At 35.4% G+C, this 24993-nt stretch carries 20 protein-coding genes and 1 tRNA gene; 19 read left to right on the top strand and 2 right to left on the bottom strand.

Going from position 1 to position 24993, the window contains the following annotated elements; translation table 11 throughout:
• Positions 1–4: 4 nt before the first annotated feature.
• The 15 genes from NCC77_RS04680 (at position 5) to NCC77_RS04610 (ending at position 18146) form a co-directional block, all read left to right on the top strand.
• Positions 5–1012 (top strand): arabinan endo-1,5-alpha-L-arabinosidase, encoded by a 1008-nt coding sequence (locus NCC77_RS04680; RefSeq protein ID WP_250834554.1) that lies wholly within the window; start codon positions 5–7, stop codon positions 1010–1012.
• A 54-nt stretch (positions 1013–1066) separates the two neighbouring features.
• Entirely contained in the window at positions 1067–2605 is a 1539-nt protein-coding gene (locus tag NCC77_RS04675; RefSeq protein ID WP_250834553.1) for an alpha-N-arabinofuranosidase, read from the top strand.
• 11 nt (positions 2606–2616) lie between these two features.
• Positions 2617–4239, top strand: coding sequence for an arabinan endo-1,5-alpha-L-arabinosidase (locus tag NCC77_RS04670; protein ID WP_250834552.1), 1623 nt, complete (start codon positions 2617–2619; stop codon positions 4237–4239).
• A gap of 255 nt (positions 4240–4494) precedes the next feature.
• The gene (locus tag NCC77_RS04665) at positions 4495–5439 is read left to right on the top strand and encodes a glycoside hydrolase family 43 protein (protein WP_250834551.1); all 945 of its coding nucleotides are present in this window, start codon (positions 4495–4497) and stop codon (positions 5437–5439) included.
• Between the two features lie 89 nt (positions 5440–5528).
• On the top strand, positions 5529–6509 hold the full coding sequence (locus tag NCC77_RS04660; RefSeq protein WP_250834550.1) for an arabinan endo-1,5-alpha-L-arabinosidase: 981 nt from the start codon (positions 5529–5531) through the stop codon (positions 6507–6509).
• Positions 6510–6521: 12 nt separating this feature from the next.
• Positions 6522–8501 (top strand): glycoside hydrolase family 127 protein, encoded by a 1980-nt coding sequence (locus NCC77_RS04655; protein WP_250834549.1) that lies wholly within the window; start codon positions 6522–6524, stop codon positions 8499–8501.
• A 41-nt stretch (positions 8502–8542) separates the two neighbouring features.
• The gene (locus NCC77_RS04650; protein ID WP_250834548.1) at positions 8543–9655 is read left to right on the top strand and encodes a glycoside hydrolase family 43 protein; all 1113 of its coding nucleotides are present in this window, start codon (positions 8543–8545) and stop codon (positions 9653–9655) included.
• A 315-nt stretch (positions 9656–9970) separates the two neighbouring features.
• Positions 9971–11662 carry a ribulokinase gene (locus NCC77_RS04645; RefSeq protein WP_250834547.1) on the top strand — a complete coding sequence of 564 codons (1692 nt, stop codon included), beginning with the start codon at positions 9971–9973 and terminating at the stop codon, positions 11660–11662.
• The gene (locus tag NCC77_RS04640) at positions 11646–12347 is read left to right on the top strand and encodes an L-ribulose-5-phosphate 4-epimerase (protein WP_095930674.1); all 702 of its coding nucleotides are present in this window, start codon (positions 11646–11648) and stop codon (positions 12345–12347) included. The genes NCC77_RS04645 and NCC77_RS04640 overlap by 17 nt, the downstream gene beginning before the upstream one ends.
• Positions 12348–12496: 149 nt before the next feature.
• The gene (gene araA, locus NCC77_RS04635; protein ID WP_250834546.1) at positions 12497–14005 is read left to right on the top strand and encodes an L-arabinose isomerase; all 1509 of its coding nucleotides are present in this window, start codon (positions 12497–12499) and stop codon (positions 14003–14005) included.
• Positions 14006–14145: 140 nt separating this feature from the next.
• Positions 14146–15330, top strand: coding sequence for an aldose epimerase family protein (locus NCC77_RS04630; RefSeq protein WP_250834545.1), 1185 nt, complete (start codon positions 14146–14148; stop codon positions 15328–15330).
• Between the two features lie 202 nt (positions 15331–15532).
• Positions 15533–15859, top strand: a complete 327-nt coding sequence (locus NCC77_RS04625; protein WP_250834544.1) for a hypothetical protein — start codon at positions 15533–15535, stop codon at positions 15857–15859.
• A 246-nt stretch (positions 15860–16105) separates the two neighbouring features.
• Entirely contained in the window at positions 16106–17362 is a 1257-nt protein-coding gene (locus NCC77_RS04620) for a toll/interleukin-1 receptor domain-containing protein (protein ID WP_250834543.1), read from the top strand.
• Between the two features lie 66 nt (positions 17363–17428).
• Positions 17429–17905: an OsmC family protein gene (locus NCC77_RS04615; protein WP_250834542.1), complete on the top strand. Its 477-nt coding sequence runs from the start codon at positions 17429–17431 to the stop codon at positions 17903–17905.
• A gap of 100 nt (positions 17906–18005) precedes the next feature.
• Positions 18006–18146 (top strand): hypothetical protein, encoded by a 141-nt coding sequence (locus NCC77_RS04610; protein WP_250834541.1) that lies wholly within the window; start codon positions 18006–18008, stop codon positions 18144–18146.
• A gap of 63 nt (positions 18147–18209) precedes the next feature.
• On the opposite strand, the gene NCC77_RS04605 is transcribed toward NCC77_RS04610, so the two are convergent.
• Positions 18210–18289 (bottom strand) — tRNA-Leu (locus NCC77_RS04605).
• Positions 18290–18577: 288 nt separating this feature from the next.
• Between NCC77_RS04605 and NCC77_RS04600 the strand changes: the two genes are divergently transcribed.
• The 4 genes from NCC77_RS04600 (at position 18578) to NCC77_RS04585 (ending at position 22191) form a co-directional block, all read left to right on the top strand.
• Positions 18578–19519 carry a ribose-phosphate pyrophosphokinase gene (locus NCC77_RS04600; RefSeq protein WP_177211423.1) on the top strand — a complete coding sequence of 314 codons (942 nt, stop codon included), beginning with the start codon at positions 18578–18580 and terminating at the stop codon, positions 19517–19519.
• A 106-nt stretch (positions 19520–19625) separates the two neighbouring features.
• The gene (locus NCC77_RS04595) at positions 19626–20237 is read left to right on the top strand and encodes a 50S ribosomal protein L25/general stress protein Ctc (protein WP_026727205.1); all 612 of its coding nucleotides are present in this window, start codon (positions 19626–19628) and stop codon (positions 20235–20237) included.
• A 572-nt stretch (positions 20238–20809) separates the two neighbouring features.
• The gene (gene pth / locus NCC77_RS04590) at positions 20810–21439 is read left to right on the top strand and encodes an aminoacyl-tRNA hydrolase (RefSeq protein ID WP_250834540.1); all 630 of its coding nucleotides are present in this window, start codon (positions 20810–20812) and stop codon (positions 21437–21439) included.
• Between the two features lie 140 nt (positions 21440–21579).
• Positions 21580–22191, top strand: a complete 612-nt coding sequence (locus NCC77_RS04585; RefSeq protein ID WP_095930681.1) for a superoxide dismutase — start codon at positions 21580–21582, stop codon at positions 22189–22191.
• A gap of 858 nt (positions 22192–23049) precedes the next feature.
• On the opposite strand, the gene NCC77_RS04580 is transcribed toward NCC77_RS04585, so the two are convergent.
• The gene (locus tag NCC77_RS04580) at positions 23050–24948 is read right to left on the bottom strand and encodes an amidophosphoribosyltransferase (RefSeq protein ID WP_250834539.1); all 1899 of its coding nucleotides are present in this window, start codon (positions 24946–24948) and stop codon (positions 23050–23052) included.
• Between the last annotated feature and the right edge of the window lie 45 nt (positions 24949–24993).

Below are 24993 nucleotides of genomic sequence, written 5' to 3'. Positions count from 1 at the left end.
AATAATGAAAACAATTACAAGTTTGGTTTTATTAGCGATATTATTTGGGAGTTGTCAGAATGAAGATATTGTCCCAACACAAGAAGAAACAACAGCAATTGTAAATGCAGAGGATTCAAAGGTTACCAATTTAACAGCCAAAACAGTCAGCGGAAATGTGCCATCACATGATCCAAGTACGATTGTAAAAAGTGGTGTTAATTATTATGTTTTTACAACAGGAGATAATATACCAGTTACCTATTCAACAAATCTAACAAGCTGGTCATGGGGAACATCGGTGTTTTCATCAACACCAAGTTGGATTACAGGATACGTTCCAGGATTCGTTAAAACGTTTTGGGCACCAGACGTTGCTTGGTTCAATAACAGATGGAATATGTATTATTCATGCTCGACATTTGGTTCGGCAACATCAGCAATTGGATTGGTAACAACACCAGCCATTTCGCAAAGCGCGGGAACAACATGGACAGACAGAGGAGTTGTTGTTTCTTCTTCATCAGCATCAGATGTTAATGCAATCGATCCGTCAATTTTAGTAGATGGAAGCAATGTCTATATGGCTTACGGTTCATGGCATGCAGGTATTGGTGTAATTCAAATTAATCCTTCAACAGGAAAAACAACAGGAAGCAAAACCATTGTTGCTGGCGGAAACAGCGCATCTTGGGAGGCTCCTTGTTTAATTAAAGAAGGAAGCTATTATTACTTATTTGTAAACCGAGGAACTTGCTGCAATGGAGTTAACAGCACCTACTATATTGTAGTTGGGCGTTCTACAAGTCCGTTTGGGCCTTTTGTGGATAAAAACGGAGTATCTCTAAAAAGCGGCGGCGGAACAACCGTTCTGGCTTCACAAGGAAATTATATCGGTCCAGGTCATTTGTCTAGAATTACAGGAACGCAAAAGGGAGCGGTTCATTATTATGACGGAGCCGACAGCGGAAATCCAAAACTCGAAATTGTATACTTTACTTGGTCATCAGGATGGCCGACACTTTCTTATTAAAAAATTAAAATTCAGAGGAAAGTTTTCGGGCTTTCCTCTACAATAAAAACCACTATGAAAAAAGCACTTTTAATCACATTTCTTATTTCGTTTTGCAGTCAGCTGAATTTTGCGCAGACCACAATCACCATTAAAAATACGGCCGATGCGCCCACAATTGACAAAAACATCTACGGTCATTTTGCAGAGCATTTAGGGCGTTGTATTTACGGAGGATTTTTTGTGGGAGATACTTCGAAAATTCCAAATACAAAAGGAGTAAGAAATGATATTATTGCGGCTTTAAAAGATTTAAAAATTCCAAATTTAAGATGGCCAGGAGGCTGTTTCGCTGATACTTACCATTGGAAAGATGGAATCGGGCCACAAGAACAAAGACCAACTATTGTAAACAAATGGTGGGGCGGAGTTACTGAAGATAACAGTTTTGGAACACATGATTTCTTGAATATGTGTGAACTTTTAGGTGCTGAACCTTATTTATCTGGAAATGTAGGAAGCGGAACGGTTCAGGAATTAGCAGACTGGGTTCAGTATACGAACTTCAGCGGTAAAAGTCCGATGAGTGATTTACGTGCTAAAAATGGAAGAAAAGAACCTTGGAAAGTCAAGTATTGGGGAATTGGAAATGAAGCTTGGGGATGTGGAGGAAATATGACAGCAGAATATTATGCAGGAGAATACCGTAAATATGCGACTTTCATGTCTGACTGGGAAAATACGGGAGGAATCACCAGAATTGCATCTGGATCAAATAGTGCAGATTACAATTGGACAGAAGTTTTAATGAAAGGAATTCCGCTAAATATGTTAGGCGGAGTTGGAGTTCATCATTATGCTGTAATTGACTGGGGTAAAAAAGGAGATGACAGAAATTTTACAGAAGAAGGCTATTTTAAAACGATGCAATCGGCTTTAAAAATGGAAGAATTAGTTACGAAACATTCTGCTATTATGGACAAGTACGATCCTGAGAAAAAAGTAGCCATGATTGTTGACGAATGGGGAGGCTGGTATGAAGTAGAAAAAGGAACCAATCCAGGATTTTTGTATCAGCAAAATACCATGCGTGATGCGGTTTTAGCTGGAGCAACTCTTAACATTTTCAATAACCATGCAGATCGCGTTCGTATGGCAAACCTAGCACAATGCGTTAACGTTTTACAAGCTGTAATCCTTACAGACAAAGCTAAAATGATTGTAACGCCAACCTATCATGTAATGAAAATGTACAGCGTGCATCAAGATGCGAAGTTATTGCCAGTAAGTTTTACTTCACCAAATTATACTTTTAATGGAGAAATCCTTCCAGCAGTTTCAGCATCGGCATCAAAAGACAAAAATGGCGCAGTTCATATTTCATTAGTTAATGTGGATGCAAAAAACAAAAACAAAATCGAAATTGATGTAAAAGATTTAGGTGTGAAAAACTTCACAGGAGCGGTTATAACATCGGCTAAATTACAAGATTATAATTCATTTGAAAACCCAAATAAAATTGTTCCAACAGCTTTTAAAGGTTTCGAAAACAAAAAAGGAAAACTTGAAATCACTATTCCTCCTTTCTCAGTTGTTGTTTTAGAAGGAAAATAAAATAGAAGCAGATGAAAAAGCAAAACTTCATTTTAAAAACCATTTCTTCCATCGGATTTTTTGCGGCAGCAATTCTAATGGCAAGCTGTTCCAAAGATGATCCTGCGGCACCTGAAGTTGGTGGGCCAGATCCTGTCGTACCGCCAGTGGTTACGCCAACGTTTGCAGGACCAACTTATGCAGACAATTATACGGCATTTGCAAGCTGGAACACTAGATCACAATGGAATCTGGCAAATGTACATGATCCGTCAGTTGAAAAATCGGGAGAATATTATTATATGTACCAAACAGATGCTTCGTACGGAAATGCACATGAGGGTAACGGACATTTTTTCTACAGAAGATCCAAAGATTTAATCAATTGGGAATTTATGGGATCTTCAATGGCTCAGGCTCCAGCTTGGGTAAAAGATTCTTTAAATAATAAAAGAGCCAGAATGAGTCCAGCTCTTCCTCCGATAGAAAATCCAAATTATGGATTTTGGGCGCCATGCGTTCGAAAAGTAGGTAATGTTTTTAGAATGTATTACAGCATTGTAGTAACCAATCCCATTACAGGAACAGACACCAATACTTCTTGGACAGAACGTGCTTTTATTGGTTTGGCTGAAACAACAGATTTGGCTTCTAATAATTGGGTTGACAAAGGAATGGTAGTCTGCTCAGAACCTGACGGTGTAAAAAGTTATGTGAGAAACGGAGGAAACGATTGGGATGCTTATTTTAAATTCAATGCCATTGATCCGAGTTTTATTGAAACCCCAGAAGGCGAACAATATTTAATTTACGGTTCTTGGCATTCAGGAATTGCAGCTTTAAAACTAAATCCGACAACAGGAAAACCAGATAAATTAAAAACAATCGACGATTACGGGGTTCGAATCGCGGGTCGAGGAAATGTAAATTCAAATCGATGGCAAGCACTTGAAGGACCAGAAATTATCTACAATCCAGAGACGCAATATTATTATTTGTTTTTGGCTTATGACGAATTATCGGTTGCCTATAACACACGTGTAGCTCGTTCTAAAAATATTTTGGGGCCTTATGTAACCAATACAGGAATGAGTATTACAAACGGTGCAGAATGTTTTCCGTTGGTAACACATCCGTATCAGTTTAAAAATCATACAGGTTGGGTTGGATTTGCGCACTGCGCTGTTTTTCAAAACCCAGAAACAAAACAATGGTTTTATGCTTCGCAGGCACGTTTGCCAGAAGGAGTTGCTGGAATTAATGTCTCAAATGCAGTCATGATGGGACATGTGCACGGAATTCAATGGACAGAAGACGGCTGGCCTGTAATAGAACCAGAACGCTATGCTGGAGTACCAACAACAACTTTTGCAGAAGGAAATCTGGTAGGAACTTGGGAACAAATCACCATGAATTATCAATACAAAACGATGCAGAAAGCGGTTACGATTTATTTAACGGCCGATAAAAAAGTAAGTGGTGATATAACAGGAACTTGGTCTTACGATCCTGCAAAAAAAATCGCTACCATAAACGGAGTGAAATGCAATGTAATTGATGCTTGGGATTGGGAATCGGCAACCAGAAAAGTGACTTTAAGTTACACTGGAATCAATAGTGCGGGATTAGCAGTTTGGGGTAAAAAAGTAAACTAGAAAATTCCAATTTTTTAAATTCCAAATTCCAAACATTAAAGAATGGCCACAGATTAAAGGATTAAAAAGATTAAAAAAACTGCTCAATCTGCGAGAGAAAAATAGCCACAACCCGAGCGATAGCGAATAGGCGAAGCAATTCACGAATTAAAATGATTAAAAAATCTGTGAAATCTGCTTGAATAAAAATAACCGCAAATTTCTCAAATTATAATTTGTAAAAATTCGTGGATTCGTGGCAAAAAAAAGTAACAAATGAAAAACCTATTTATAAACCTTTCTGTTTTGCTTTTATCGATTGTGGGAACAGCACAATCGGTAAAATTCAACAACCCCATTATTACAGATAAATATACAGGAGATCCCGCAGCATTGGTTTACAAAGACAAAGTGTATTTGTATGCAGGTCATGATGAAGCGCCAAACGATTTTAATTTTTATAAAATGAATGAATGGCTAGTGTATTCTTCTTCTGATATGAAAAAATGGGAATCACATCCTGTGCCATTGAAAGTAACCGATTTTAAATGGGCAAAAAGTGATGCATGGGCTTCGCAGGTAATAGAAAGAAATGGAAAATTTTATTGGTACGTAACGGTTGAACATGGAACTGTTCCAGGAAAATCGATTGGAGTTGCGGTTGCAGATAATCCGCTTGGACCTTTTAAAGATGCATTGGGAAAAGCACTAATCACCAACGATATGACCAAGTTTAGCGACATAAGCTGGGACGATATCGATCCGACGGTTTTTATTGATACTGACGGACAAGCGTATCTGTTTTGGGGAAATACAGCTTGTCATTATGCTAAATTAAAAGAAAATATGACGGAAATAGACGGAGAAATTCATCACATAAAATTACCAAATTTCACTGAAGCACCATGGATTCATAAACATAACGGCTGGTACTATTTGTCATACGCATATGAGTTTCCCGAAAAAATTGCCTACGCCATGAGCAAATCAATTACAGGGCCTTGGGAGTTTAAAGGAATTTTGAATGAATTAGCAGGAAACAGTAACACCAATCATCAATCTATAATTGACTTTAAAGGACAATCGTATTTCATTTATCATAACGGAGCATCAAAACCACATGGAGGAAGTTTTAGAAGATCTGTTTGTGTAGATAAATTATTTTATAACAAAGACGGAACAATGAAACGTGTCGTGATGACGTCTGAAGGAATACAGTAATAAGTGTTCAGTGTTCAGTTGCAGTTTGACTTATATTATCTAAAGCAGTTCTCATTTAGCCAAAACTTAAACTTACTTAAATCACTTATATGGTTTACAAAAACATAAAATATACAATTTCAATTTTTTTGATGCTGACAACTTCGGTGATTATGGCTCAAGAAATTGTTGTGCACGATCCTGTTGTTATCAAGCAAAAAGGCATTTATTATTTGTATTGTACAGGCAACGGAATAAGTGTTTTTAGTTCTAAAGATTTAAAAAAATGGAACAAAGAACCACAAGTTTTCACAGAAAAACCAGTTTGGGCAGATGGCGTTGCGGCCGATTTTAAAAATCATATTTGGGCGCCAGATATTTCATTTCACAACAATACCTATTATCTGTATTATTCAGTTTCGGCTTTCGCCAAAAATACATCGGCGATTGGCGTTGCGACGAATACAACTTTAGATCCAAAAGATAAAAATTACAAATGGGTCGATCAGGGAATTGTCATTAAATCACAACCAAACAGAGATATGTGGAATGCCATTGATCCGAATTTGGTTTTTGATGAAAACAATACGCCTTGGCTTTCTTTTGGTTCTTTTTGGGAAGGATTGAAATTGGTCAAACTAAATCCCGATTTAAAATCAATTGCACAACCTCAAGAATGGCATACGATTGCAAAACGCAAAAGATCTTTCGAATTAACAGATTCAGACCCGGGAGATGGCGCACTTGAAGCTCCTTTTATCTTTAAGAAAAACGGATACTATTATCAATTTCTTTCTTGGGATTTGTGCTGTCGCGGAGAAAAAAGCACTTACAAAGTGGTTGTTGGAAGATCAAAAAATGTAGCAGGACCTTATTTGGATAAAGAAGGAAAACAACTCGATCAAGGTGGAGGAAGTTTAGTAGTTCAAGGCGATGAAAATTACTTTGGCGTAGGCCATAACAGTGCTTATACTTTTGATGGAAAAGATTATATGTTTTATCACGGTTACGAAAAGAAAACCAACGGAACACCAAGATTAGTGGTTAGAGAAATTAAATGGGATGCCGATTTCTGGCCTGTTTTAAAATAGAATACAAATACAATGAAGAAATATAACTTACCAATTTTAACGATTTTGATGTTATTACTTGTTTTGGCTTCTTGTAAGGAAACCAAAAACAATGTGGTGCAAAATAAAACATCGGCCTTAAAAGCAGGTTATGAAATCGAACCGATTAACATTCAAAATGTAAAACTGACAGATTCTTTTTGGCTTCCAATTATCAAAAGAGTCCAAGAAGTAACAATCGAATATGCGATTAAGAAATGTGATGAAGAAGGTCGTTTTGAAAACTTTTTAATTGCTGGAAAACAAAAAACTGGAAAAGTGCGAGGCGATATGCCTTTCGATGATACCGATGTTTACAAAATCATTGAAGGCGCATCTAATACTTTAATAAGTGCTCCGAATCCGAAATTGGAGAGAGTTCTTGATTCGATGATTGCCATTGTAAAAATTGGTCAGGAACCAGACGGATATATTACCACTTGGAGAACGATAAACCCTGCAAAACCGCCGGCACCTTGGGTTCCTGTAATTGAGGGAAAACGATGGGAATCTTTGCAAATCAGCCATGAATTATACAATCCAGGACATTTAATCGAAGCGGCAATCGTGCATTATGAAGCCACAGGAAAAACCAATTTTCTAGATATTGCCATAAAAGCAGCCGATATGCTGGTAAGAACTTTTGGCGATAATCCGGGTCAGGTAAAAGGGGTTCCAGGGCATCAGATTGTAGAAACGGGTTTAATAAAATTGTATCAGATTACAGGAAAAGAAGAGTATCTGAAATTGGCCAAATACTATTTGGATAATCGCGGGAATCCAGACAATCATAAATTATACGGAGAATATGCTCAGGATCATATGCCTGTTGTGCAGCAAAAAGAAGCAGTTGGACATGCCGTTCGCGCTGTTTACATGTATGCGGGAATGACAGATATTGTAGCCATGACCAAAGATAAAGCCTACGAAAATGCTGTAAATAGTTTATGGGAAAATATGATCAATAAAAAAATGTACATCACAGGCGGAATCGGATCGAGACATGACGGCGAAGCTTTTGGAGCAAACTACGAATTGCCAAATCTAACGGCTTACAACGAAACTTGTGCTGCAATTGGCGATGTATATTGGAATCATAGATTGCATAATTTATACGGGAAATCACAATATTTTGATGTCATAGAAAGAACAATGTACAACGGATTAATTTCGGGTATTTCGCTTGACGGAAAACAATTTTTCTATCCAAATGCCTTAGAAGCAGACGGTGTTTACAAATCAAACAGAGGTTCTTGCACACGTCAGGCTTGGTTTGATTGCTCTTGCTGTCCGACGAATTTAATTCGTTTTATTCCTTCAATTCCGGGATTGATTTATTCGAAAACTAAGAACGATTTGTATGTGAATTTATATGCTTCAAATGACGCTTCTTTCGCATTAGGAAAAACCGATTTACAGATTTCGCAACAGACTTCTTATCCTTGGAACGGAAAAGTCGGAATTTCAGTTAATCCTAAAAAAGAAAGTCAATTCACTATAAAACTTCGCGTTCCAGGTTGGGCAAGAAATGAAGTTTTGCCAGGAGATTTGTATACATATAAGAAAGCTTCAATTCAAAAACCAACGATTACTATAAATGGAGAAATAGTAGCAATTCAGCCTGAAAATGGCTATTTCAATGTAACAAGAAACTGGAAAAAAGGAGACAAAATCGCTCTCAATTTCCCGATGGAAGTTCAAGAAGTAGAAACCAATTCAAAGGTAGAAACGAATAAAAATAAAGTTTCTTTGGAATACGGTCCGCTGGTATATGCAGTGGAAGAAATGGACAACAAAACCAATTTTGACAAGATCAATATTTCGGCTTCAGATACTTTCAAAGTAAGAAAAGAAGCGAACTTATTGCAAGGTGTAAATGTAATCGAAAATTCAAAATTCAAAGCCATTCCCTATTATTCTTGGTCAAATCGCGGAGTTGGGAAAATGAAAGTGTGGATTGATTTTAAAGACTGAATTCCTCCCAAATAAATTAAATTCAAACAAACCAGTATAACATGCAAACAAACCTATTAAAAAATTGGGCACTTTCGGCCATTGTTTTTGTAAGTGTTTCTTCTTGTACAGATAAAAAAGCAGAAAAAGAACTGTCTAAAGAAGTGACTAATACAAAAACAACCTTAACTAACAAACCTATTGTGTTGCAAAGAGCAGATCCTTTTATCTACAAGCATACAGATGGGTATTATTATTTTACAGGATCGGTACCAACCTACGACGCTATAGAGTTAAGACGTGCAAAGTCTATTGCTGAGCTTCAAAATGCTGAAACCTTTAGAGTATGGGAAAAACATAAAAGCGGACCAATGAGCCGTCACGTGTGGGCTCCTGAAATTCATTATTTAGATGGAAAATGGTACGTGTATTTTGCAGCAAGCGAAGAAGAAGATATTTGGAAATTAAGACCTTATGTTTTGGAGTGTACAGGCCAGGATCCTTTACATGACAAGTGGATTGAACTTGGACAAATGCAGGCAGCGGATGCAGATCCAAAAAGCTTTACCGATTTTTCTCTGGACGGGACTGTATTTGAGCATAAAAACAAACGCTATTTCTGTTGGGCAGAAAAAACAGGCGGACAGTTTGCCGCTTCCAATTTGTATTTAGCCGAAATGGAATCGCCCGTAAAACTAAAAACAGTTCAATTCATGCTAACAACTCCAGATTATGATTGGGAACGCGTAGGTTTTTGGGTAAATGAAGGTCCTGCGGTGATTAAAAACAAAGGAAAAATTTACATTACTTTTTCGGCAAGTGCTACTGGTTCTTGTTACAGTATGGGAATGATGGAAGCAGATGAAAACGCTGATTTACTAGATAGAAATTCTTGGAAAAAATCTAGATATCCAGTATTAAAAACCAATGAAGCAAAAAAGATTTATGGACCAGGGCATAACTCATTCACGGTGGATGAAAACGGAGAACCATTAGTAATTTATCATGCAAGAGATTACGAAAAAGCTGTTGGCGATCCGAAAGTGGTGCCTTCGACAGATAAAAGGCCGTTGAAAGAAATTATTGCAGATCCGCTATATGATCCTAATCGTCATGCAAGAATGATGAAATTAAAATTTGATGAAAGTGGTAGACCAATATTCGAATTTAACTAAAAAAGCCAAATGGTAATGACGAAAATTCATTCGCAGCACCAACCAAAATTAGTCCAAAAGAAAGTCAGTTTTAGATAAGTGGAAGTAAAGTTCAGTATGATTTTCCAGCTTATTCTTTGACTGTTTTGAAAATTAAGATGAAATAATCGCAAGATTATAAATGTAACATTGACATTTATTTTTTGTTTTGAGCTTAAATCTTTGTTTTGATGCATTTTTTGTAAAAATTAAAGAACAGAATTTTGTTAAGTGTTTTTTATACACTTATAAATTATTTATAATTATATTTGTCAATATTTTAAAAATAAAATACGAATGAAAAATTATGTAATAGGATTGGACTACGGAACAGATTCTGTTCGCGCGGTGCTAATTGATACAGAAAATGGGCAGGAGCTAGCATCGAATGTTTCTCATTACAAAAGATGGAAAAACAAACAATATTGTGACGCTTCTATAAACCAATTTCGTCAGCATCCTTTGGATCATATCGAAGGATTAGAAATTACGATTCAAAACGTTGTAAAAGAAAGTAAAGTAGATCCTTCGTTAGTAAAAGGAATTTGTATTGATACAACTGGATCGTCTCCAGTGCCAGTTACAAAAGACGGAACGCCATTAGCTTTGACAAAAGGTTTTGAAGAAAATCCAAATGCGATGATGGTTTTATGGAAAGATCATACTTCGATAAATGAAGCAAACGAAATCAATGAACTGGCAGTTAGCTGGGGCGGAGAAGATGTTACAAAATATGTTGGAGGAATTTATTCTTCTGAATGGTTTTGGGCAAAAATCCTCCATATCGCAAGACAAGACGAAGCGGTTCGAAATGCAGCACACACTTGGATGGAGCATTGCGATTTAATGACGTATTTGTTAATTGAAGATAAAGATTTAAAAACGTTCAAAAGAAGCCGTTGCGCAGCAGGTCATAAAGCCATGTGGCATGCAGACTGGAACGGATTACCGCCAGTTGAATTCTTAGAAAAATTACATCCGTATTTAGCGCAGCTTCGAGGTAATTTATATGATGAAACTTATACATCAGATTTAGTTGCTGGAAATCTAAGCCAAGAATGGGCAGAGCGTTTAGGACTTTCGACAGAAACAGTTATCGCTGTTGGAACATTCGACGCACATTCTGGTGCAGTTGGAGCTAAAATCGAAGAGAATACTTTGGTTCGTGTTATGGGAACTTCAACTTGTGATATCCTAGTGGGTTCTTATGATGAGGTGGGAACAAAAACCGTTCGCGGTATCTGCGGACAAGTTGATGGTTCAGTTATTCCAGGATTTATTGGTTTAGAAGCGGGACAATCTGCTTTTGGAGATTTATTGGCTTGGTATAAGGAATTATTGCTTTGGCCGACAGAACATTTACTAGGTTCTTCGTCACTTTTAAATGATGCTCAAAAAGAGCAGTTAAGAGAAGAATTCAGCGATAAATTAATTGTAGAATTAACAAAAGAAGCAGCCAAAATTCCGGTTTCAGAAAGTCTTCCAATTGCTTTAGACTGGATTAACGGACGTAGAACTCCAGATGCCAATCAGGAATTAAAAAGTGCGATTTCAAATTTATCATTAGGAACAAAAGCGCCTCATATTTTTAAAGCTTTAGTAAACGCAATCTGTTTTGGAGCGAAGAAAATTGTAGATCGTTTTGAAGAAGAAGGTGTAAAAATCGACAGCGTAATCGGAATTGGCGGTGTTGCTAGAAAATCTCCTTTCATCATGCAGACTTTGGCTAACGTTTTAAATAAGCCAATTAAAATTGCAGCTTCAGACCAAACACCAGCTTTAGGAGCGGCAATTTACGCAGCGGTTGCAGCTGGAATTTACCCAAATGTAATCGAAGCAAGCCAGAAAATCGGAAGTGATTTTGACGGAGAATATTTCCCTCAGACAGATAAAGTTGAAGCATATCATAAACTGCTTTTGGGATACGAAAAATTAAGTGCTTTTGCAGATCCAAACCTTAAAATATCGCAACATGAGCTCTCAATATAAAGATTTAAAACAAGAATGTTACGAAGCCAACATGCAGTTAAATGCATTGAATTTGGTGGTATACACTTTTGGAAATGTAAGTGCCGTGGATAGAAAAAATGGTGTTTTTGCCATTAAGCCAAGCGGTGTTCCTTATGAAGATTTAAAACCTGAAGATATCGTAATTGTCGATTTTGATAATAATGTTATTGAAGGTACAATGCGTCCGTCATCTGACACAAAAACGCATGCTTATTTATACAAACATTGGCCAAATATTGGCGGAGTGGCTCATACACACGCTACTTATTCTGTGGCTTGGGCACAATCGCAACAAGATATTCCGATTTTCGGAACAACGCATGCCGATCATTTAACGGCTGATATTCCGTGTGCACCCCCGATGGCAGATCATTTAATTGAAGGAAACTATGAACACAATACCGGAATTCAGATTCTAGATTGCTTCAAAGAAAAGAATCTTTCTTATGAAGAAGTAGAAATGATTTTGATTGGAAATCACGGTCCGTTTGCATGGGGAAAAAATGCAGCAAAAGCGGTTTATAATAGTAAAGTCTTAGAAGTCGTGGCAGAAATGGCATACTTGACTTTACAAATAAACCCAAACGCGCCAAGATTAAAAGACTCATTAATAAAGAAACATTACAACCGTAAACACGGAAAAGATTCGTATTACGGACAGTAAATATTTTGTTTCAGGTTTTCTTTGTTTCAAGTTTCAAGTTGTTGGAACGTGAAACCTGAAACAAACAAAAACAAAACAATAAAATAACAATTCAAGCTTTTCAGATTCCAATAACCTGAAACCTGAAACTTGAAACAAAAAATAACAAAATGATAGACATTTCTCAAAAAGAAGTATGGTTTGTAGTAGGAAGCCAGGAATTATACGGTGAAGAAACACTTAGAAAAGTAGCAGAACATTCACAGATTATTGCAAAAGGATTAGATGCTTCATCTTCAATTCCAGTAAAAGTGGTTTACAAAGATGTGGTGAAATCGCCTTCGCAGATTTTGGATGTATGTTTGGCAGCAAACTCGGCTAAAAACTGTATCGGAATTATTGCTTGGATGCATACTTTTTCTCCAGCAAAAATGTGGATTGGCGGATTAAATATCCTTAAAAAACCATTATGCCACTTGCATACACAATACAATGCTGAAATTCCGTGGGGAAGCATCGACATGGATTTCATGAACTTGAACCAATCGGCTCACGGAGATCGTGAATTCGGTTTTATCATGTCTAGATTACGTAAAAAACGTAAAGTTGTCGTTGGTCACTGGGAAGATCAAAGAGTTCAAAAACAATTAGGAATCTGGTCAAGAGTAGTTCTTGGATGGGATGAACTTCAAAACTTAAAAGTTGCTCGTATTGGAGATAATATGCGTGAAGTTGCTGTAACAGAGGGTGATAAGGTTGAAGCTCAAATTCGTTTTGGAATGTCTGTAAACGGATATGATTCTTCAGACGTCACAAAACATATCGAGAAAGTAACAGACAAAGAATTAAATGATTTATTAGCCGTTTACGAGCAATCATACAACTTAACGGATTCTTTAAAAGAAGGCGGAGCACAAAGAAGTTCTTTGGTTGAAGCGGCAAAAATCGAATTAGGATTAAGAGCTTTCCTTGAAGAAGGAGGATTCGGTGCTTTTACAGATACATTTGAAAACCTTGGAGTTTGGAAACAATTGCCAGGAATCGCAACACAAAGATTAATGGCCGATGGTTATGGTTTTGGTGGAGAAGGAGACTGGAAAACAGCTGCAATGGTTAGAGCTTTAAAAGTAATGTGTATTGGTTTAGAAGGTGGAACTTCTTTCATGGAAGATTATACCTACCATTTCACACCACAAAAATCATACGTTTTAGGTTCTCACATGTTAGAGATTTGTCCATCAATCGCTGACGGAAAGCCTTCTTGCGAAGTGCATCCATTAGGAATTGGAGGAAAAGAAGATCCGGCTCGTTTGGTGTTTAATTCGCCTGCAGGAGACGCAATCAATGTTTCTTTGGTGGATATGGGAACTCGTTTCCGTTTAATCGTGAACGAAGTAGAAGCTGTAAAACCAATGGCAGAATTACCAAAACTTCCTGTTGCGAGAGTTTTATGGGATTGTAAACCAAATTTAGAAGTTGCAGCAACAGCTTGGATTTTAGCTGGAGGAGCGCACCACACGGTTTACAGCCAATCGATTACAACAGAATATATGGAAGATTTCGCAGACATTGCTGGAATCGAATTATTGGTAATTGATGAGAAAACAACTGTAAGAGAGTTTAAAGATAAAATCAATGCTAACGAAGCGTATTTCCATTTGTTTCAACACGGCCTGTAAGGTGGTAAAATGTAATTTGTAAGATGTAAAATGTGAAAAAACTTAAAAAGGTAATTTTTACATTTTTAAAATGATTAAATTTCACATCTAACAATTTACATCTAACATTTAACTTTTTTACAAACCCAAAATTATCATTTATGAATGTATTAAAACGCTCTCTTTTCATATTAAGCATGCTTGGTATTGCTATAGTTTCAGTTCAGTGTAAAGGCGATAAAAAAGCTGATACAGAAAAAACGGAAGCCGATGCAAAAGCTTTAGTTACAATTGACAAATCGGAATATGGAACTACTGCTAAAGGAGAAAAAGTAGAAAGCTATAAATTGAAAAACCAAAACGGGATGGAAGTGGACATCATCACTTTTGGTGGAAGAATTACAGATTTAAAAGTGCCTAATAAAGCAGGTGTTTCTGAAAATGTAGTAATCGGTTTTAGTTCTTTAGCGCAATACGAAAAAGAAAATCCATTCTTTGGAGCTTTGATCGGAAGATACGGAAACCGAATTGCAAAAGGTAAATTTTCATTAGATGGAAAAGAATATCAATTGGCTTTAAACAATGCTCCAAATGCTTTACACGGAGGTCCGCAAGGATTTTTTAATGTCGTTTGGAAAGCAGATGAGGTTAAATCTGGTCAAACAGCTTCTTTAAAATTATCGTACTTAAGTAAAGATATGGAAGAAGGTTATCCAGGAAACTTAAAGGTTTTTGTGACTTATACTTTGACAAATGATAATCAGTTGGAAGTTTTGTATGAAGCTACAACAGACAAAAAAACGGTTGTTAATTTGACACAACATTCATACTTCAATTTGTCAGGAGATTTTACCAAAACAATCTTGGATCATGAATTGACTTTAAATGCTGATAAATTAGTTCCAGTTGATGCAGATTTGATTCCGACAGGAAAATTAGAAGATGTTGCTGGTACACCTTTCGATTTCAGAACTCCGAAATTAATTGGAAAAGATATCAATGCTAAAAATGATCAATTAGAAAAAGGAAAAGGCTACGACCATTGCTGGGTATTGAACAACCCTGAAAAAGGAAAAACAATCATTGCAAAAGTATACCACGCAGCAAGCGGAAGGATTATGGAAATGACAACAGACGAGCCTGGAATTCAGTTCTACTCTGGAAACTTCCTTGACGGAACCTTGCCAATGCCAAACGGAGGAACTTTTGCACACAGAACAGGATTATGTCTAGAAACAGAACATTATCCAGATTCTCCAAACCAGAAAAATTTCCCAACAACGGTTTTAAACCCGGGAGAAAATTATAAAACTAAAACTACTTTTAAGTTTTCTGTTCAAAAATAATCTTTAGAATTTGTTTAGTTAGTTCTAATTCTCTGAAAAACCTCGAAAGTGTTTTGCTTTCGAGGTTTTTTGTTTTTGATTAAAAACTTCAGTAAAAGAATTAATAATCTTTTAAATCTATTTGCTTAATGTGAAAATGTTGTGTGGAAAATTTTCTTTTATCCTCTATTTTTTGTAACTCTGTATTCTAAAATTTTAAACTATGGAATTTCCAATTTACAAAAGTAATCAATTGATGAGAGAGCAGATGGAAGGAGAGTTTTATAATTCTGAATTTGCAGATTTAATTAGCGAACTAATAGATCGAGATGAATTAGAAAGCAGTATAGAAATAGGTATAGCTAAAAAAGTAAGAGATGAAGGAACGGAAGGTTTAAGTGAAAAACAATCGTATCATTTGCAAAAAATTTTTGATAGATATAATGATATAAGATGTAGTGTTTGTGATGACTTAATACCTTTGAGCGAAGTTTTATTTTTAGAAGGGAGCATGTGTAGTTATCATCAGCATCAATGGAATAAAGATTAAAAAGATAATATTATGTGATCCAGAAGATTTATTATTGAACAGTTTAGTAATTCTCTAAAAAACCTCGAAATTGTTTAGCTTTCGAGGTTTTTTGGTTGTATTTTAAAGTATATTGAATTTGACAAAGGGGATAAATTCTTTATTAAATTTGTTGAAATAATTTATGTTGTAATTGTGCTATTATTGGCTGAACAGAAATTTGGTCATAGAAAAGCAAGTTAGAGGCGAATTTGAGAAAAAACATTTATGATAAGTCAAGAAGAATTATATCAATATTTAGCAAAGGAAAATTGGAAAGAGATACTAGATATTTTGTATAAATATAAAAAGCAAATTAATAATGACGCTCTCCTAGGCTTTGCAGCTAGAACTTTTGAAACTGAATTTTTGAGGAAAACACAAGAATACGACCATTCAAGATCAGAAATAATACAATATTTAGAAAACTTTGTTTTATTGCATCATGGAGGTTTTTACAAACTAACCGATGAAAATTATAAAATATTAATTGTTGAAATCGTTAAAAGAAAAAAACTGAAAGAAGCGTATGGTTACGCAACATTACTTCCAAATGAAGAAATTTGTAAAAAAATAATTTCTGAGTATAATTTTTTGAAAGTTAAGGAAGAAGGATTTAAACTTAAAAAAACAAGCAAATTACCTATGAATTGGATAGAAATTTATAATAGACTTTTTGAATTGATTAATAATCAAGGAGATCCTGCAACATATTTTTCAGGTCCAAGATTTATAGATACAGTAAGACAATATGAGCCATATTTCCCAGACTACGCTCAATTTATAAATCAAAGAAATGTTGAAGGCAAAAGTACAAGCAGGAAAATTTTTTATTATGATATTTTACTTGGTTTAAGTGATGATGTTAGAGTTAAAGTTATTAATAGAATATTGGAAATAGTGAAGCCATTTTCAGAAGATAAGGTTTTACAAATTGAAAATATTATAGAAGATAGAAAGCCTATATCGAAACCAATACACGAATCAAGTTCTGATTCTAGAAAACCAATTGTTTTTATTTCATATTCTTGGGATAATGAAGAGCATAAGAAATGGGTTCTTGATTTGGCAGATAAACTTTGTGCAGATGGAATTGATGTTATATTAGATAGGTACTATTTAAAACCAGGAACTAATTTGCCTCATTTTGTGGAAGATAATTTGAATAAAGCAGATCGAGTATTGATAATTTTTACGCCAAATTATAAACTAAAAGCTGATAAAAGAGCAGGAGGTGTGGGTTATGAGTATTCTATAATGAATGTTGAACTGTATAAGAATCAAACTTCAAATGAAAAAATAATTCCAATATTGCGACATGGATCGTCAGAAGAAAGTATTCCAACTTTTATGCAACAGTTTATTCATATTGATACTAGGAATGATGAGAATTTTTTAAACAGTTACAATGATTTGGTAAGAGAAATTTATAATGAACCAGAAGTCAAAAAGCCAATTATTGGTACAAGACCTTCGTTTAGATAAGCTGTTGTTAATATTTTTATATTTGTTAGAAATTCAATTATTAGAAGTTCAAAAAATTGAAGTATTATGGTCTTCAAACATTTATTCAAAACACAACTAAACTGGACTTCCAAACAAAATCAAGAAGATACAGGTAAAAGATTCTACAGCAAAACCCATCAAATAAAAATTGAAAGAAAACCAATTTTGGACGTCTCGGCAGCAAAAGTCTTCAAAGGCGATCCATCATTATATAATCCCGAAGATTTGTTATTGAGCAGTTTGGTTTCCTGCCACATGATGTCATATTTATATGTCTGCTCGCAAAACGGAATAGAAGTTCTGGAGTATTCAGACAATGCCGAAGCAACTCTAGAAGTAAATCCAGATGGTAGCGGTCGTTTTGTTGAGGCAAGATTATATCCGAAAGTGAAAATCTCAAATCCAGACCAAATAGAATTGGCTTTAGACTTGCATCATAAAGCAAATCAATTGTGTTTTATTGCTAATTCTTGCAATTTTCCTGTTTTGCATAAGGGGAGTTGTGAGGTTTTAAAAATATAAAAGACTATGGTTTTCCGTAATATTTTAAGGTAAATGTTAATGTTATTTGTGGATTAGAGATAGTCTCATGAAAAATATTTTTAAACTTAAAAAATCAATTATGGAAACAATTGAAGCAATTAAACCAGGTCCAAAACCTAAAACGCCAGATGGGACGCCAGACGAAAGAAGACGAGTTACGCCGCCAAATCAACCAAAACATCCAATTTTAAAACCTCATATTCACAAGCCAAAGGATTAAATATGGTAAGTTAGAAGTTGATTTAACTAAAAAAACCTCTTCCGTTAAGAAGAGGTTTTTATGTACCCGGAGCCGGAGTCGAACCGGCACGGTTTCCCACAGGTGTTTGAGACCAGCGCGTCTACCAATTCCGCCATCCGGGCTTAGCAGACGAAAAAATAAATGATAAATCAATTATTTTAACGCAATAGAATGAAGTCATAAATGACGTCATTCCTTTAACACGGTGCAAATGTAAAAAATAATTTTAAACGAACTACTAAAAATACTTAAATTTTTGCTTTCAGTGTTCAATAAATTTTATAAATTTGCAGCTCGTTAAAACGAAGCACACACAACTAACTACATCCGAGACATTTATACGCATTCCGCTTTATTGAAATATAAAGCTGAATTTTTTTAAAAGTAACGGGATAAAACAACAAATTACAATGTCGCACCTAGAACCAGAAGCTAAAATTTTTGCTTGTTCACAAAGTGTTTATCTTGCAGAAAAAATTGCAAAAGATTACGGGATTCCGTTAGGAAAAGTAACGATGTCAACGTATAGTGATGGAGAATTTCAGCCATCTTACGAAGAATCAATAAGAGGTTTACGAGTATTCATCGTATGTTCAACTTTTCCAAGTGCAGATAATCTGATGGAATTGTTGTTAATGATTGATGCGGCAAAACGTGCATCAGCAAGACATATTACAGCTGTTATGCCTTATTTTGGTTGGGCAAGACAAGATAGAAAAGACAAACCAAGAGTTCCAATTGGAGCTAAATTAGTAGCAAATCTACTAACAGCTGCAGGAGCAACAAGAATCATGACTATGGATTTGCACGCAGACCAGATTCAAGGATTCTTCGAAAAACCAGTAGATCATTTATTTGCATCTACCATCTTTTTACCATACGTAGAAAGTTTAAAATTAGAAAATCTAACAATTGCATCTCCAGATATGGGAGGTTCAAAAAGAGCATATGCTTACTCTAAGTTTTTAGAATCAGATGTAGTAATCTGTTACAAACAAAGAAAAGCAGCCAACGTTATCGACACTATGGAGCTTATTGGTGAAGTAAAAGGACGTAACGTAATCTTAGTAGACGATATGATCGATACAGGAGGAACTTTAGCGAAAGCGGCAGACCTAATGATCGAAAAAGGAGCGCTAAGTGTAAGAGCAATTTGTACGCACGCTATTTTATCTGGTGGAGCATACGAAAAAATCGAAAACTCAAAATTAACTGAGTTAATCGTAACAGATTCTATTCCGTTAAAGAAAGAGTCAAAAAAGATAAAAGTGGTAAGCTGTGCGCCTCTATTTGCTGAGGTTATGCAGATGGTTCACCACAACAATTCCATCAGTGGAAAATTTATTATGTAAAAGCAATAGGCTATAAGCTATCGCAATTACAAAAAAGCTTAAAGCCTAGTGCTTAAAGCTGGCAACAAAATTGAATATTTATATTAATAACTATATTTTTTTTACAATGAAATCGATTACAATTAAAGGATCAGAAAGAGAAAGCGTGGGCAAAGTGTCAACTAAAGCCTTACGTAATGCTGGAGCGGTTCCTTGCGTGTTATACGGAGGAAATCAAGCAGTACACTTCTCAGCAGACGCTGCAGCGTTCAAAAACTTGGTTTACACTCCAAATGCACACACAGTTGTGATTGAGCTTGGAAAAGGAAAATCATTCAATGCAATTTTGCAAGATATCCAAGTTCACCCAGTAACTGACAAAATTTTACACATTGACTTCTTCCAATTATTTGATGATAAAGAAATCACAATGGAAGTTCCTGTGAAAATCGTTGGTACATCTAAAGGTGTTCTTGCGGGAGGTGTTTTACGTTTAAACCAACGTAAATTAAAAGTTAAAGCTTTACCAGCAAATCTTCCTGATTTTGTTGAAGCTGACATCACTCCACTTGAAATGGGTAACAAATTATACGTTACTAAAGTTGGAAAACCAGAGTACAAAATTATGCACCCAGACAACACAGTTGTTTGTCAAGTGAGAATCTCTCGTGCTGCTATGAAAGCTGCTCAAGAGGCTGCAAAAGCTGCAAAAGCTCCTGCAAAAGGAAAGAAAAAATAATTTTTTTTAAACTATACAAAAAGCCTCAATCTTACGATTGGGGCTTTTTTTAGATGCTAAGTTTCTAAGATGCTGAGGTGCTAAGGTTTTTTATTTTTTATGATTTGTTTTTAGAAGCAGAATGTTTGCGGGTTTTTCAAGACGTGAAATTCCTGCCATCCGCTATATCTTTTCCCTGCTAAAGGAGCAGGAAAAAGGATGCCGCTCCTGTCAGGGCTAGCAAGAAAATATCTTTTTCATAAGATTCAAAGTTGCTAAGATCCTGAGGTGTTAAGTTTATCATTATTGTCAGGCTGAGCGAAGTCGAAGCCCGCTCAAAGTATGGAATTTAGATTGTCGAGCTTCTTGCATTCCTTCGACTTCGCTCAGGGTGACAAGAGAATCTGCGAGAGAGATTTTGCTTGTGTCCTTTGCGCATCTCGATAGAAACTATTTCTTAGCGACCTTTGCGTAAAACCTTTGTGTCCTTTGCGGTTAAAATTCATTCGGCAAACAATTCTCTAATTTTCACATTTTCAAATTATCCAATTAACCAATTGCCACATTCTCTAATTAATCTTACTTTTGTAATCATGATAAAATGGATAACAAAACTGTTTTCATCAAAATCAAAAGAAGAGAACATAGAAGACAATATGAAGAAATATTTAATTGTAGGTTTAGGAAATATCGGAGCCGAATACGTAAACACCAGACATAATATCGGATTTAAAGTCCTAGACTTTTTAGCAAAAAAAGAAGGGCTTTCATTTGAAACCGTAAAATTAGGCGCTTTGGCTGAATACAAATTTAAAGGAAGAACCTTTTTTCTTTTAAAACCAAACACTTACATGAACTTAAGCGGTAAAGCGGTAAAATATTGGATGGATAAAGAAAATATACCATTAGAGAATATTTTGGTCATTACAGACGATTTAAATCTGTCATTTGGCACTATTAGAATAAAACCAAAAGGAAGCGACGGTGGTCATAACGGTTTAAAAAACATTAATTTGGTTTTAAATACACAAAATTATACACGCTATAGATTTGGTATTAGTGATGAATTCAAAAAAGGACAGCAAGTAGATTATGTTTTAGGAGAATGGACGGCCGAAGAAGAAGCAAAACTTCCAGAACGTTTAGAAACTTCTGCAGAAATTATTAGAACTTTTGGAACTGCTGGTTTAGAAAATACAATGACAACATTTAATGGAAAATAAAGATTTTCAGATATTTATGTTGTAAAAATGTAAATTATCAGAGAATTTAATTCAATTATAACGAAATAGTATTTTCAATTCCAAAGTTAAATGTCTAAATTTGGGATAAATTATTTATAAACCATAAAAATCATAATACCATGGCTTTTGAATTACCACAATTACCTTATGCATACGATGCATTAGAACCACATATTGATGCACGTACAATGGAAATCCATCATACAAAGCACCACAACGCTTATACTACAAATCTTAACGCAGCTATTGCTGGAACAGATTTAGAAGGAAAAACAATCGAAAATATCTTAATCAACTTAGATAAATCTAACGCTGCAGTTCGTAACAATGGTGGAGGTTTTTACAACCACAATTTATTCTGGACTGTAATGTCTCCAAACGGAGGAGGATTGCCTACAGGTGATTTATTGGCTGCAATCGAAGCTTCTTTCGGATCATTCGAAGAATTTAAAGCAAAATTTGCTAAAGCTGGAGCTACACAATTCGGTTCTGGATGGGCTTGGTTAACAGTTCAAAAAGGAGGGAAATTAGAAGTTGTAGGTACTCCAAATCAAGATAATCCATTAATGCCAGAAGTTGCTGGTAACGGTGGAACTCCAATCTTAGGAATGGACGTTTGGGAGCACGCTTACTACTTAAACTACCAAAACAGAAGACCAGATTATATTGAAGCTTTTTTCAGTGTAATTAACTGGACAGAAGTTGCTAGAAGATTTGCTTTAGACAAATAAGAAAATAGAGTAAAGAATAAAGATAAAAGACGAGCCCAAAGGTGCTCGTCTTTTTTTATATATGCATTTTCGTCAACAATAGTTATTCTATTCTCTTTATTCTATTTTCTTTCCTCTCTTCTCAAAAAAAAGAAAAATAAAAAAGGCAGATATTACTCTGCCTTTTTTGCCCCAAATCTACCATAAACTTAACCTACTAATGTTATGGTCCTGTAAAGGTATGGCAGATGTTTTTTTTAAAGAAACTTATCAGATAAAAAGCAAGTATATCCGATTAAAGGCGTATAATGCTTGTTTTTGTGAATCGCGGATTTATTTCAATAAAAAAGGCGGAATTTCTTCCACCTTTTTTGCCCCAAATCTACCATAAACTAACCTACTAATGTTATGGTTCAGTAAATGTATGGCGGACATTTTGATAAAGAAAATTTTTTAGATGAAACGCAATTATATCCGATAAAAACCATTTAAGTAATTGATAATCAGTATCTTATGTGTTAAAGTAAAAAAGGCAGATGTTACTCTGCCTTTTTTGCCCCAAATTTACCATAAACTAACCTACTAATGTTATGGTCTAGTAAATGTATGGTGGATATTTTTGTGATGAAAAAAATTTAGATGAAAGGTAAGTAAATCCGATTAAGAGATATAATCGGCTGTTTATAAATTGTTTGAGTTAATTCCAATAAAAAAGGTGGAATTTCTTCCACCCTTTTTGCCCCAAATCTACCATAAACTTAACCTACTAATGTTATGGTATCTCAAAAGTATCATAGCTTTTCAATTTCACCAAAGAAATAGGATGAACGGCAAAAAAAACCGATGAAATGCACAATTTAACCTTTTGTTAGTATTTTATTAATAAGCTCGAGCATCTTTTCCTTCGTAAAAATTCATGAAGGCACGATTTACAACTCTATTTCCACCAGGAGTTGGGTAGTCTCCTGTAAAGTACCAGTCTCCTAAATTTTTAGGACATGCTTTGTGTAAATCGTCTACAGTTTGGAAGATGATTTTTACTTCGGCATTAATTTCTGGTGAGCTTAACATTTCTGCAATTTTATCTGAAATCTCCTCGTCTGTAAACTGGTCGTAGATTGCTGTTACATAGTTTACAACATCTTTGTCAAGGAAATTTTCTTGAGCTTTACATTTTGCATATACTTCATCTACAATATGGTAAAGATTTCTCTCTTTTAATAAAGCAAGAGCTGCTCTAAAAGCAACTAGACCTTCTAATTTTGCCATATCAATTCCGTAACAATCTGGGTAACGAATTTGTGGCGCAGATGAAACGATTACGATACGTTTTGGTTTCAAACGATCCATCATTTTAATGATACTCATTTTCAATGTAGTACCACGAACAATACTGTCGTCGATAATAACCAAATTATCTTCTGGTTTAATTACACCATAAGTAACATCGTAAACGTGAGCTACCAAATCATCACGGCTGCTATCTTCGGTAATAAAAGTTCTAAGTTTAGCATCTTTTATTGCTACTTTTTCTGTGCGTATTTTTACAGATAAAAGTTCCTGTAGCGTTTCAGCAGTTAATGTGTTTCGGTTTTCTAAAATATAATTGTTTTTTCTCTGATTTAAGAAATCTTGAGCAGCTTCTACTAAACCGTAAAATGATGTTTCGGCTGTATTTGGAATATAAGAGAAAACAGTATTATCTGTATCGCTATCAATAGCTTTAAGAACAGCAGGTAAAATTAATTTTCCTAAATCTTTACGTTCTTGGTAAATTTCGGCGTCGCTTCCTCTTGAGAAATAAATTCTTTCGAACGAACAAGCTTTTTTGATTGTTGGTTCCAAGATTTGATTCATAGAAACATTTCCGTTTTTCTTGATGATTAAAGCGTGGCCAGGATCGATTTCCTGAACACTTTCAAAAGGAACGTTGAATACAGTTTGAATAACAGGTCTTTCTGAAGCTACAACCACAACTTCATCATCTTGATAAAAGTAAGCTGGACGAATTCCTGCTGGATCTCTAAAAACAAACGCATCACCATGACCTAATAAGCCAGCCATAGCGTAACCTCCGTCTAAGTTTTTAGCCGAACGGCCTAATATTTTGGCAATATCCAAACGTTCTGCAATTACTGGAGAAGCCTCTCTTTTAGAATATCCTTCAGCTTTACAGTCTTGGTACAATTGCATTACTTCCTTATCTAAGAAGTGACCAATTTTTTCCATTACCGTAACAGTATCAGCCATTTCTTTTGGATGCTGTCCTAATTCAACCAGATTTTCGAAAAGCTCTTTAACATTGGTCATGTTGAAGTTTCCTGCCAAAATCAAGTTGCGGTGCATCCAGTTACTTTGACGTAAGAATGGGTGAACGCTCTCAATGCTGTTTTTTCCAAAAGTTCCATAGCGAACGTGGCCTAAAAACAATTCTCCAACGTACGGAATATTTGCTTTTAATTCTTTCATGTCGTCTCCCAGTTCTGGATGCGCTTTTAGTTCTTCACTAACGCGCTCATTGATTTGTTTGAAAACATCTTGGATAGGTTGCGAATGATTTGAACGAACTCTGCTAATGTAGCGCTGTCCAGGTTCAACATCAAATTTAATGCTAGCAAAACCAGCTCCGTCTTGTCCGCGGTTGTGCTGTTTTTCCATCATTAAATACATCTTCTGGATTCCGTAGAAAGCAGTTCCGTATTTTTCTTTATAATATTCAAGCGGTTTTAGTAGTCTAACTAAGGCTATACCACATTCGTGTTTTAAAGCGTCGCTCATTGTTTTTTGTTATTTGTGTGTTGTTGTTGTAAGTTGTGTGTATTA

The organism is Flavobacterium tyrosinilyticum (genome assembly GCF_023656565.1).
GTDB classification, from domain to species: domain Bacteria; phylum Bacteroidota; class Bacteroidia; order Flavobacteriales; family Flavobacteriaceae; genus Flavobacterium; species Flavobacterium tyrosinilyticum.
This window is presented reverse-complemented; position numbering and strand designations above follow the sequence as displayed.